General features: G+C 48.3%; 10 protein-coding genes. All 10 read left to right on the plus strand.

Annotated features, from left to right (window positions below; all coding sequences use genetic code 11):
- The first annotated feature begins 11 nt into the window (after positions 1-11).
- The 10 genes from tssF to HV237_RS03980 all read left to right on the plus strand — a co-directional run bounded on the left by tssF (position 12) and on the right by HV237_RS03980 (position 12,331).
- Positions 12-1,766, plus strand: a complete 1,755-nt coding sequence (tssF, locus tag HV237_RS03935; protein WP_181541731.1) for a type VI secretion system baseplate subunit TssF — start codon at positions 12-14, stop codon at positions 1,764-1,766.
- Positions 1,730-2,815, plus strand: a complete 1,086-nt coding sequence (tssG, locus tag HV237_RS03940) for a type VI secretion system baseplate subunit TssG (RefSeq protein WP_047358680.1) — start codon at positions 1,730-1,732, stop codon at positions 2,813-2,815. The genes tssF and tssG overlap by 37 nt, the downstream gene beginning before the upstream one ends.
- Positions 2,793-3,338, plus strand: a complete 546-nt coding sequence (gene tssJ / locus HV237_RS03945) for a type VI secretion system lipoprotein TssJ (RefSeq protein ID WP_047358681.1) — start codon at positions 2,793-2,795, stop codon at positions 3,336-3,338. Before tssG ends, tssJ begins: the two co-directional genes overlap by 23 nt.
- Positions 3,338-3,790 carry a type VI secretion system baseplate subunit TssE gene (tssE, locus tag HV237_RS03950; protein WP_047358682.1) on the plus strand — a complete coding sequence of 151 codons (453 nt, stop codon included), beginning with the start codon at positions 3,338-3,340 and terminating at the stop codon, positions 3,788-3,790. Before tssJ ends, tssE begins: the two co-directional genes overlap by 1 nt.
- Position 3,791: 1 nt before the next feature.
- Positions 3,792-5,132, plus strand: a complete 1,341-nt coding sequence (locus HV237_RS03955; protein ID WP_047358683.1) for an ImpA domain-containing protein — start codon at positions 3,792-3,794, stop codon at positions 5,130-5,132.
- 1,463 nt (positions 5,133-6,595) lie between these two features.
- Complete coding sequence (locus HV237_RS03960) at positions 6,596-7,114, plus strand: hypothetical protein (RefSeq protein WP_131351417.1); 519 nt, start codon at positions 6,596-6,598, stop codon at positions 7,112-7,114.
- A 715-nt stretch (positions 7,115-7,829) separates the two neighbouring features.
- Positions 7,830-8,360 (plus strand): fimbrial protein, encoded by a 531-nt coding sequence (locus HV237_RS03965; RefSeq protein WP_233598386.1) that lies wholly within the window; start codon positions 7,830-7,832, stop codon positions 8,358-8,360.
- Between the two features lie 105 nt (positions 8,361-8,465).
- Positions 8,466-9,011 (plus strand): fimbrial protein, encoded by a 546-nt coding sequence (locus HV237_RS03970; RefSeq protein WP_047358687.1) that lies wholly within the window; start codon positions 8,466-8,468, stop codon positions 9,009-9,011.
- Entirely contained in the window at positions 9,011-11,512 is a 2,502-nt protein-coding gene (locus HV237_RS03975) for an outer membrane usher protein (RefSeq protein ID WP_047358688.1), read from the plus strand. The genes HV237_RS03970 and HV237_RS03975 overlap by 1 nt, the downstream gene beginning before the upstream one ends.
- A gap of 120 nt (positions 11,513-11,632) precedes the next feature.
- Positions 11,633-12,331 (plus strand): fimbria/pilus periplasmic chaperone, encoded by a 699-nt coding sequence (locus tag HV237_RS03980; RefSeq protein ID WP_053389978.1) that lies wholly within the window; start codon positions 11,633-11,635, stop codon positions 12,329-12,331.
- The last annotated feature ends 16 nt before the right edge of the window (positions 12,332-12,347 follow it).

The following is a 12,347-nucleotide window of genomic DNA, read 5'->3' on the forward strand; positions in this document are numbered from 1 at the left end:
TTCAGGTTTTTATGGACGATTTAACCCTGCGTTATTACGACGCTGAAATGCGCTACCTGCTGGAAGCGGGCGAAGAGTTTGCCCGTGCTCACCCGGAGCAGGCGGCAATGCTCAATCTCGATAAAGCGGGCGCGCGCGACCCGTATGTGGAACGCCTGTTTGAAGGCTTTGCCTTCCTGATGGGCCGGCTGCGTGAAAAGCTCGATGATGACCTGCCGGAACTGACCGAAGGGCTGGTCAGCCTGCTGTGGCCACATTATCTGCGCACCATTCCGTCAATGTCGGTGGTGGAGTTCACCCCCGACTGGAGCGAAATGAAAGAGCAGATGCGTATCGTCAAAGGTTTCGAGGTGAACTCGCGACCGATCGGTGAGAAGGGTACGCGCTGCCGGTACACCACTACCAAAGAGATTACCCTTCAACCGTTGTCGCTGGAGCACGCCCGACTGTCCACCGACCCTGACGGGCGTTCGGTCATCACGCTGCGCTTTAATTGCAGCCATCTTGCCGACTGGAGTCGTGTCGATCTCAGTCAGCTCCCGTTCTACTTCAATGCAGACGCTCCGCTGGCCTGCGCCATGCATGAAGCTTTTACCATGAACACGGCCCGCCTATGGTTGCGGATGCCGGGAGACATGGACAGAAGACCGCTCGACGGATATTTCACTGCGCTGGGCTTTGGTGATGACGATGACCTGTGGCCGAAGGGAAGCAGCAGCTTTAGCGGCTATCAGCTGTTGCTGGAGTACTTCACCTTCCGTGAGAAATTCATGTTCATGGGGCTGCATGGGCTGGAGACCGTGGCCTTTCCGGCTGAGCTCCCATGGTTTGAAATCGACGTGGTACTGGCGGAGCGCTGGGAGCATGATTTCAGCTTTACCGAAAAGCATCTGCGCCTGAACTGTGTGCCGGTGATTAACCTGTTCCCGCTGGAATCCGACCCGCTGACGCTCAACTCCCTGCAGACCGAATACATGCTGCGCCCAATGCGCGTGCAGGATGGCCATACCGAGATATACGCGGTGGATTCGGTAATGTCATCGAGCCAGCACACCTACGTGCCGTTTTCGAGTTTCCGCCACAAAGGTGGAATGATGCGTCATGAAGCGCCTGAATATTACTATCACACCCGCGTGCGCCGCGGTCCGTCCGGGCTGTATAACACCTGGCTTATCCTTGGCGGTGAAGCCTTTGATAACCACACCGTACCGGAAGATGAAAGCCTGTCGCTGACGCTCACCGGCACCAACGGCCAACTGCCACGACGAGCACTGCAGAGCACGGTGCTTGATACGGTGATGAAAACTACCTCGACCAGTATTGCCGTACGTAACCTGTGTGCGCCGACGCTGCCCTGTTATCCCCCGGCACAGGATCGTTTTCACTGGCGTGTGCTGAGTCATCTTGGCAGCGGCTTCCTGTCGATGATGGACAGCGCTGAAGTGCTGCGCGGTACTTTGGCGTTGTACGAGTGGACTGACAGCGAGATGAACCGCCGTCGTCTTGAAGCGATTATTGACGTGAAGCACAGCGAAACCGAGCGCTTTGAGCAGGGCTACCTGGTACGCGGTGTGCAGATTGAGGTGACGCTGGACAGCCACGGCTTTGCCGGGCGGGGCGATATCTGCCTGTTCGGCGAGATGCTGAGCCGCTTCTTCGCGCTCTACACCGATATCTATCTGTTTAACCGCCTGATTATCATCCTGCAACCAACCGGAGAGCGCCTGGAATGGGAAGAGAAGCACAATCGTCGTATTCCCGGCTGACCCCGCGGCTGGAAGCCGACCTTCACCGCATCAACTTTTACCGTTTATGCCAGTTGCTGGAGAAGCGTAATCCGGGCAGGCCGCTGATGGGCTCAACCAGCCACCCCGCAGATGACCCGGTGCGATTTGCACCACACCCCGGGATGGGCTTTCCGGCGAGCGAACTCAAAGCAGTTGAGTATGACGAAGAGAATGACAGTAAACCACCGCTCATCCGCGCGACGTTTATGGGGATGTACGGCGTTGATTCGCCGCTGCCAACCGCCTATCTCGACGACATCACCCAGCGCCGGGAAGGGCATGAGGCATTACAGGGCTTTCTGGATATCTTCAGCCACCGTATCCTGACTCAGTTTTATCGCATCTGGCGTAAATACTCTTACCCGGCCACATTCGAGCCTGGAGGGACTGACAGCATCTCGCAGTCGTTGCTGGGCCTGGTGGGGTTGGGCATTCCCGGTACGGCAAACCATATTGCCACGCCGGTATCCCGATTTCTTGCGCTGCTGGGCGTACTGCAACAGCCCGGTAAAACCCAGGAGGGAATGCAGGCGCTGGTGACGCTGCTGGCCCCGGATACCACTGTGAAGGTCAGCCCCTACTGTCTGCGCCCGGTGGAGGTCAGCCAGCCACTGGGCTTTTACGGTGATGACGATTTTCTTCTGGATGGCAACACGCCGCTCGGCGACGAAGCGATGGATGCCAACAGCCAGCTGCTCGTTGCTATCACCACGGAAAATGAACAGGAAGTACAGGGCTGGAAGCCGGATGGCCTGCTGTATCAGGACTTTCTGGTGATGCTGCGTGTCTATCTCGGCTGGCGCTTCAAGGCAAAAATCACCCTGACCACCGCCACTCGTCTGCTGGCCGCGCCGCCCCTTGGCGAAGTCCCATTCTGGCTGGGGATGAATGGCGTGCTGGGCGCGGAAGACGAAGGTCTCCCGGACGATATCCCGCAGACCTATACGACCGAACTGGGCTATTACACCGGACTTCAGCCCGCGACACCACAACAAGGAAACCGACGTGTTACGTACAAGTTTAACTAAAACCACGCGCTGGCTGTTACCGCTGCTGGCATTAAGCCTTGCAGGCTGCGGGGTGACGCAAAGCATCACCGATGGCACCAAATCGTCGTTTAATGCCGTGTTCTACAAAAAAATTAAGGTACTGCACCTCGATTTCACCGCCCGTGAAGCGCTGAATACCGATTCGCGCGAGAGTAACTCGCTGTCTGAACCGGTAGTGATCCGTATCTACCAATTGAAAGACCGCAAAGCATTCGACAAAACGGTCTACCAGCAGTTGCTGATAGACGGGGAGACCATTCTGAAAGCTGACCTGCTGGCAAGCCGTGATGTGGTGGTTAAGCCGGGCGGTGATGCGACCCTGAATATGCCGATGGAGGTCGATACACAGTTTGTGGCGGTGGTGGGTCTGTTCCGTCACCCGGATATGGTCAACAACACCTGGAAGCTGGTGATAGGCCGCGAAGAACTTGACCCGGATAAGCCGCGCATTCTGGAAGCCGGTAACAACCATCTGACGCTGCAACCGCTCAAGGACGAATGATGACCCAGGGACATAACACGCCTTCGCTGTATGAAATGCTGACCGGAAATTTTACCGGTGGTCTCAATCTCAACCAGGTCAGTGAAGAAAATCAGGTCATCCTCTCGGTACTGGATAACATGCAACGCATCCTCAACTGCCGTGCCGGCACTCTGGCGCATCTGCCAGACTACGGCCTGCCCGATATGACGAAAATCCTTCAGGGCATGCCGGGAACGGCCCATGAGCTCATGGGGACATTGTCTGCTGTTCTGCTCAAATATGAGCCTCGCCTGAAAAAAATAACGGTTGTCCTGCTGGAGCAGCACGTTCCTGGTGAACTGCGCTATGCCATTGATGCTGAGCTGAAGGGAATTGGCCTTGTGCGTTACGGCACCGAGTTTATGCCCGAGGGGCGGGTTCTGATTCGGCACCTCAAGAGGCAGGGTTGGCTTGAGACTGGAGTGTACTGACATGGAAAAGAATCGCATCAGCACCGGGGGGGACCCGCGTGCTTTCATGGAGTTCGGGCAGTTACGTGATGAAATTAGCAAGCTGACTCACCCTGCGCGCCCGGACGTTGACTGGCAAAAAGTTGAACAGTTAAGCCTCGCATTGTTTCGTCATAATGGCGTCGAACTGCAAACACTGGCCTGGTACACCGTAGCCAGAATACGTAATGCGGGACTGGAGGGACTTGCCGAAGGCACGGAACTTCTGGAGGCCTTACTGACGCACCACTGGAATGCAATATGGCCACAGCAAACCCATGCCCGCGTTGAGATCCTGGCATGGCTGTCTGTTCGCTTACAGCAAGAATTGCGTACGTTAACGCTGTCATATGCTGATTTATCAAAGGTGTATCGGGTTGAACAAAGTTTAAAACATGCCTGCGCAGTGCTGCAACGGCTTGAATTGAAAGCGCTTAGTAAACTGGAGGCTATCGTGACCTGGATGCACAATGCAGCTTTGCGTCTGGAGAAGTCCGATCCCGATTCGGGATCGGCCGTAGTGATGATACCGGCTCCAGGTGCAACAAATAACGTTGTGACGTCTTTGCCACAGTTGGTCTTTGTGGTTAATGAGCCAGCGTCGTCCGGGCAATCGAGCACAGCGGTTTTAGCGACCAAAATCGATCATGGAACCCGACGTATGTGGCTGGGGTTTGCTATCGGTGTCATGGTTACAGCAGTGGTGAGTACAGGCGCTTTTCTTGGTATCAACTATATGCGAGCTGACGGATATGAACTGGTTAAGCCATTGCCGCAGGTGCTGACACCTGAACAATTGTCCACATTGAAGCAGTCCTCAGATTTGCAGGGGAAGAAGCAAGATATAATTGCTGCAACGCAAGGGCAATTGGACGTTTTACATCGCTTGTCACCTTTGTGGTCGCGGGAATATGCTGCATCATTAGCGCAGCAGTTAGTCACTCTGTGGCCGGAAGAATCGCAGACGACAGTATTCACGAGCAGATTACAGAAACAGTTAATCACGGAAGCGTTGCCGGAAAGTGCTCTGCAAAACTGGCATAATGCCCAGCAGGGGCTGGAAGCGTTAACCGCCCAGCTAAATGCGCTTGATGAACGCAAGGGTAAATACCTGACGGGGTCGGAGTTGAAATCAGCCATTTTCACTATCCGCCGCCAGCTTGACCAAACGCCGCCGACAGAAGAATTGTTGCGTCAAATCGATGAGGAATTAAAAAAACAGGGGAGTGTATCACCCGCTTTGTATCAGCAGCTCGATATGCGGCTTAACCAACTTCTTAATCGTTATACGCTGCTGAAGCAAAATGCCATTCGAGGGCGGTAGCACTGGAAATAAGCCAGCCAAAGATCATCAACTGATTTAGTTGGTTATATAAAATTGGTTGATGATCTTCGCTATTAAATCATGAAAAATTAATAATAATATTCATCAGGGATTATTACTGAGTGCCCTAAAAGGTTAACGCCAGGATCTCTATCGGGACCCCTACAGTGCACACAGCCCATCACTGCACCCTGATGCCATAGACGCGTCCTCGGAAACAGACAGCGGCGTATCATCCAGATCAGGATGGGATGCTACCGCCAGCGCCAGGATAGTGCTGTGATCATTACCGCAGGGATAGATACTGTGTTTCGTGAGGGACGGGCATTTACAGTATTGAAGAATCCATCGAGCAACTGAATTACTGCTGCGACGTCGGCCATAGATAATGACGGTCAAACTGGAAGACCCGAATCATTCGTAATGCATTAATGCCGCTGGCTTTACGCGCGGCAAGTGTTTTGCCGGATTTTTGTGTGCCCGTTGGTTACCCGCGGTGTTTAGCGACCGCATCTTAAGAACTCCCCCTGGTGCTGGCACTCACCATTTCGAATGGTGATGAGCAGGTTACCAGCGTAACAATCCATAACCCCCGACTATTTCGCAAAAGAACAGAGCAAACCCATTATGAATCATGACCCAGCCAACTTAAGTAATCGCTTTCCCGTCCTTGGTTGTGCTGCCAGTAGCTTCCCCAAGGGAAGATTGTGCCAGGTACAGTTGCGTAAAATCACTGGGATCAATATTGCTTCTCAGCGTTCATGTCGAGCCATTGCATTCTTTATTTCATTATTCCAGCGATAACTCAATACATTAAGGTCGCTAGTGTCCAACAGCAGAATGATATTGGCTTCGGCGAAATAACGTTCTATTTCATGCTCGAAATCCTGCCTCAGAGCATTACGCCGGTCATGCCATGCGCTTTCAAGGTGAGATCCCGTCAGGTAAGCAGGGAGAAAAAGCAAAAGTGTGGATCCCGGTGAGCCGATTTAATCTGCCTAAGTACAGTCTATTTTTGTGGTCTAAAATATCGTATTTATTGCTTTGTTAGGTGTAAATGTCGCCTTTGGATTGGGTTGTCATGAAAATATCGTGTTTTTTGGTCTGAATTTTTGTTGAATCTATGTTTAGATTTCTAGGCGTAAAGTCTTTCGTATTAATTGCCACAGTTTAGCAATGAGTAATAGATGTTAGAAAATAATTTTATGGCTATTATTTAGCAAAAATTAAGGGTTCCAGGATGTACGAGAAAAGTTTTGCATTACTTGGTTTATATGCTTTTGGGCAAGTGATGGTTGTTTTGTTTTTCTGCATGTTGTGTTTACTCATAATCTATCTCACTAAATCGCGATGAATCTTCCAATTGTCATCTAATCTATTTTAATAACTGAGTTATTTATAATATAAAGATAACAATGATAATGTTTAAATCTTTTACTCATTTTTTCTAGGGATGTAGGTTTATGGCTGTCACAGTTCTTACCAATAATTCTTATTTAAGAATAGGAATTAAGGAGTTGATGCGGAACAGTAATTTAGTGGATGATGTAATTGTACTGGATCTTGACTCATTTAATTCTTTATATGAATTAATAGGTGAACTTGAGGTGTTGAGGTTACCCAAAAACAAACGGCTAACCTATGTAGGTAGCAAAAGCATTATTTTCAGGCTTATGGACAAACTGAACCCCATTCCAGTCAGTGAATCGTTATTGCGGATCAAAAACGATATTAGCGCTATCAAATTATCAACCTTCAAAGAACTGAAAGAGATGGTTAATCAGTATCACCAGCTTTCTCTACTAACGGTGAGGGAGCGTCAATGCTTACATGCTTTATGCCAGGAGGAGAACATTTTGCGCTCCGCAAAGCTTACCAACATGACCGAGAAAACTTTCTACACCATGGTCAGAAATGTAACAAGTAAGCTGAATTTGCAGGGGCTTTTGCAGTTGAGGGTCTTTTTATCAAAGGAATTTTAACGTTTAAAGATTGAGTTTTACTAAAACTAATGTCCCTCCTGCCATGATATTCTCCCCCCCCTTTTTTTATCATCACATCGCCTGACTACGTTGGGTGAAAATCTTCATATACATACTCTCGTGTCGTCTGTAACCGCCTACACCGCTCTCATTGGTGGCGGAATAAAAGCTTAGTTTTTTAAAGTATTTTATTCTGCCGTCATAATGATTCTGTACACTCTACCTAGAACCCTCTTTCCTATTTTTACCTTTCTTAACTTTGCTAATATTATATTTTCTTTATTCAGGCATTAAATATTTATTTGATGATTTAAATTAAAATTAAAAATTTTTATGTGTTAAATGTGTGTTTTTTGTTGGTTTTTATAGGTTAGATTTTAACTTTTGGTAACATATGTTGGTAAATTTAATTTGCTTGGTTTATAAGTCTGTAAAATTGGCAGCGTTTAGGTTTTTAATCTCGTGTTTTATAAAATAACAGAATATTATATCTAGATTTTAATGTGGGAGTGTTTTTGCAGTGATTATATTTTTTATGATTTTGTGTGTTTTTGATTTTTCCTTTAAATTCAGTGGCTTGGTTTATTTTTAATGGGGTTTGACTGCGCTGCATATGCTGTTTAATAATAAGCGCGTATTCGGGAGTGTATATTTTCGAACTACATTTCATTCTAAATAGACAGGAATGTCTCTAAATTCAGGAAAAGTACTTATTATGAAAAAAATTCTTCTTGCGGTAGCTATGTCCTCTGTAATGATTACTGGTGCACATGCCGCTGAGGATCAGGGCCACGGTAAAATTACCTTTAAGGGTTCTGTTGTTGATGCCCCATGTTCAATTGATTCAGAAAGCCTTGATCAGACCGTTCAATTGGGTGCTATTGCCAAAGGTGCTTTAGAGGACGGCAACCGTTCTACTCCTGTAGATTTCAGCATCCAGCTGCACGATTGTTCTTTCGACACCATCAATGAAGTGAATGTGGCTTTTAACGGTTATGAAGGTGATAAAACTCAGGGTCTGGATAGTTCCTTTGCAGTTACTGGTCAGGCTCAAGGTGTGGGCGTAACAATTACTGATATGGGTAGCAATGTAATTACTCCAAATACAACTGCAAAAGCGATCGTACTTAACGATGGCGATAACGAACTGCAGTTCCAGGCTTATGTTCAGGGTGCAACTACTTCCGGCGCTGTTGTGCCAGGTACGTTTACCTCTACTGCTAACTTCGTAATGTCTTACGAGTAAGTTTTAACTGTTGTTCTGACATTTAGAATAACAATACAGGCGCTGACAAATGTTTGCGCCTGTATTTAAATCGCCAATGCTGGTAAGCAGGAAAGAACAGTAGTTATGCATTATTTTAAAAAAATAAAATCTACAACCCTAACTTGCCTCTTGCTTGCAGCATGTTCATGTCATGTTACCGCTTCTCAACAGAGTCGTGGCCGAGTCAACATGCAGGGGAGTATCATTGATACTGCCTGCAGTATTACTATGGATGATCGCTACCAGACCGTGCAAATAACAACGCAACCTGTTGCGATGGTTATTCAGCCCACTGAAAAGGTAAGCGTTTCGTTTCATATTAATCTCGAAAGCTGCTCGTTACAGTCTGATGGTCCTCCCCCAAAACAGTGGAGCCACTTTCAGGTCACTTTCGATGGTTCATCTGATGACGGAAAGTTATTTAATGTTACAGGTGAAGCCAAAGGTATTGCGCTTGAAATTAGCGATCATAACGGGAATATAGCCATTCCTGGAAAGGCGTTACCCGCAGGAATGCTTTCACCGGGGTTAATGGCACTGAATTACCAACTTCATTTGAAAGGTAATGGCCAGGAAATCAGGCCTGGTGATTACTATAGTATTATTCGCTTTAAGGTGGATTATTTTTAATGAAACATAATCCAGGATGTTTGGGGAAAATTCGTCCGCTTGCGCTCGAAATATTTTTGGTACTTTCCAGTTGTCAGATTGCAGTGGCTGACGATAATGTTCAGTTTAATACGGATGTACTTGACCTTAAAGATCGTTCTCAAATTGATTTGAGCCAGTTTTCACAGGCCGGGTATGTGATGCCCGGGAGCTATACCCTGGCTGTTCAGATTAATAACAATACGTTGCCGGAACGAGAGATTCAATTTTTTGCCCCAGATGATGATGCAAATAAAAGCTATGCATGCCTGACTCATGATGTCGTGGAACAGTTAGGGCTGACGGAAGCTTCTGCCAAAAAGCTCACCTGGTGGCACAATAACGAATGTATGGACCCCGCATCTCTTCCCGGTATGTCTGTGGCTGGAGACCTCGGTGCCAGCGCGGTGAAAGTTAATTTACCCCAGGCTTATCTGGAGTACACCTCAGAAAACTGGGATCCTCCGTCTCGCTGGGATGAAGGGATCCCCGGCGTATTGTTTGACTACAGTGTGAATGGTCAGACAACTCACCAGCAACAGGGCAGCGATGCTAAAACGCTCAGCGGCAATGGGGTTGCCGGGATTAACGTTGGCGCATGGCGTTTTCGAGCTGACTGGCAGGGAAACTACAGTCATCAAACGAATAATAGTGGTGGTAATCAGCAGGACTGGAGCTGGAATCGTTACTATTTATACCGGTCGATAGCTGCCGCCCGGGCGAAATTGACCCTCGGGGAAGATTATTTATCCTCCGACATCTTTGACAGTTTCCGCTACACCGGGGCCAGCCTGATTTCGGATGACAGCATGCTGCCACCTAACCTGCGTGGTTATGCACCAGAGGTTACCGGGATTGCAAAGACCAATGCCAAAGTCACGATCAGTCAGCAGGGGCGAGTGATTTATGAAACTACCGTTGCTGCTGGTCCATTCCGTATTCAGGATTTGAGCAATGCCATCAGCGGTAAACTTGATGTGAAAGTTGCGGAGGAGGATGGCAGTAGCAGCCAGTATCAGGTTGATACTGCGACCATTCCTTATTTGTCCAGGCCCGGACGTGTGCGCTATAAATTTTCGACCGGTAAACCGTCGAATTATGATCATCACAGCCAAGGGCCGGTGTTTGGCACTGGAGAGTTTTCCTGGGGTGTCACTAACGGCTGGTCACTATTTGGTGGGGGCCTGACCGCAGGGGACTACACTTCACTCGCGTTGGGGGTAGGGCGTGATTTAATGGCCTTCGGTGCATTATCATTTGATATTACGCAGTCTCGGGCGGTAGTACCGGAAGAGGGGACAAAGCAAGGTGGTTCATATCGCCTTAGTTATTCCAAGCGTTTTGATGAGACTGACAGTCAGGTGACGTTTGCAGGTTATCGTTTTTCGGAACGAAACTTTATGAACGTAAACCAATACCTGAACGCGAAATATCAGGGATATAAGCAGGCTAATAGCAGCAAGCAGCTTTATACCATCAGTTTTAGCCAACAATTACGAGACTGGCGTACATCGCTTTATTTAAATTACAGCCATCAGACCTATTGGGATCATCCGACAAATAACACATATAATATATCAATGTCGCGATATTTTGATTTCATGATGTTTAAAAGTATGAGTGCAAATGTTTCCGCATTTCGCAGTGAATATAATGGCTTGAAAGATGACGGTGCTTTTGTCAGCCTTTCCATTCCATGGGGTGGGGGGGGGACATTAAGTTACGATGCATCCTACAGTGGTGGTACAAATTCTCAAAGGGCGACTTACTCTAATAGCATGGGTGACCATGACAATTATAGTCTGAGTGCGGGGGTAACACGAGACAATAGAATCAGCGGTAGCGGCTATCTATCGCACCAGGGCGATTTCAGCGAAATGAACTTTAACAGTAGTTTCGAGGGAAATCGCTATCGCGCTGCGGGAGCCTCTATGAGAGGCGGGATTACAGCCACGACGAAGGGAGCGGCATTACATCGCATTGGTGCTACAGGCGGAACGCGAATGATGGTGGATACCGGTGGCGTGTCGAATGTCCCGGTAAGAAATACAGGTGCACCGTCGTACTCAAATATGTTTGGTAAAACAGTCGTTGGTGATGTGGCGAGTTATTACCGCAATAATATTAATATAGATTTGAATAAATTGGGCGAGGATGTGGAAGCCACGCGTTCGGTTGTACAGGGAACTCTGACTCAGGGAGCAATTGGTTATCGTCGTTTTGGTATTATCGCCGGACATAAAGCGATGGCCATTATCAAACTAGCGGATGGCAGTACACCACCATTTGGTGCAACGATACTGAATAAAAATAAAGACCAGACGGGAATTATCAGTGAAGACGGTATGGTCTGGTTAACAGGTATTAAACCTGAAGAAACAATGGAAGTGAACTGGGATGGGGAGACTCAGTGTGTTATCACACTGCCTGCCACACTGCCAGATGGAAATTTGTTATTACCCTGTGTTGCCGACGTAAAATAATTAATCGGTGAATCGGGTAGATGATTATCAGTAATATTAATAGATAAGCGAAATATGAAAATGACTATTCAATCCCGTTTGGCCATTACCTCCAGGGCGTGTGCAATTACTCTGGTGTTAATGGGGCTTTCACAATCTGCGAATGCTGCCCTTGCTCTGGATCGCACTCGCGTGGTGCTGGATGGAGGAGATAACTCTGTCTCAATGGGGGTGACGAACCAGAATAAAGAGCTGCCATATCTAGCGCAGGTTTGGATTGACGATGCGCAAGGTAACAAGATTACCAGCCCTCTGACTGCGCTTCCACCCGTGCAGCGTATCGAACCCGGCGCCAAAACCCAGGTAAAAGTGCAGGCCACTCCTGGAATGAACCTGCTGGCGCAGGACCGGGAGAGCCTTTACTACTTTAACTTGCGTGAGATCCCGCCGAAGAGTAGTAAACCCAATACGTTGCAGATTGCATTACAGACGCGCATCAAACTGTTTTATCGCCCGGCAGCACTGAAGGTTGAGCCAAACAGTAAGCCTTGGCAGGAGCAGGTGACTTTGACTAAAGAGGGGGGCAAATATGTGGTGCATAACCCAACGCCTTATTTTATCACCTTTACCGCGGTGTCGACGGAATCAGGCGGGGAAAATATAAATGATTTCAAACCATTGATGCTGGAACCTATGGGGAAAGCACCATTAGGCGTGCCGGTTTCAGCGGTGGGCAACAGCCCTGTCCTGACCTATGTCAATGATTACGGCGGTCGCCCAAAACTGATTTTTAGCTGCGCAGGAAATAGCTGCACGCTTAAAAGCACTAAGGTCGGTTAAGGCCATTCTACCGGAT

This window comes from Citrobacter sp. RHBSTW-00570, assembly GCF_013739755.1.
GTDB classification, from domain to species: Bacteria; Pseudomonadota; Gammaproteobacteria; order Enterobacterales; family Enterobacteriaceae; genus Citrobacter; species Citrobacter braakii.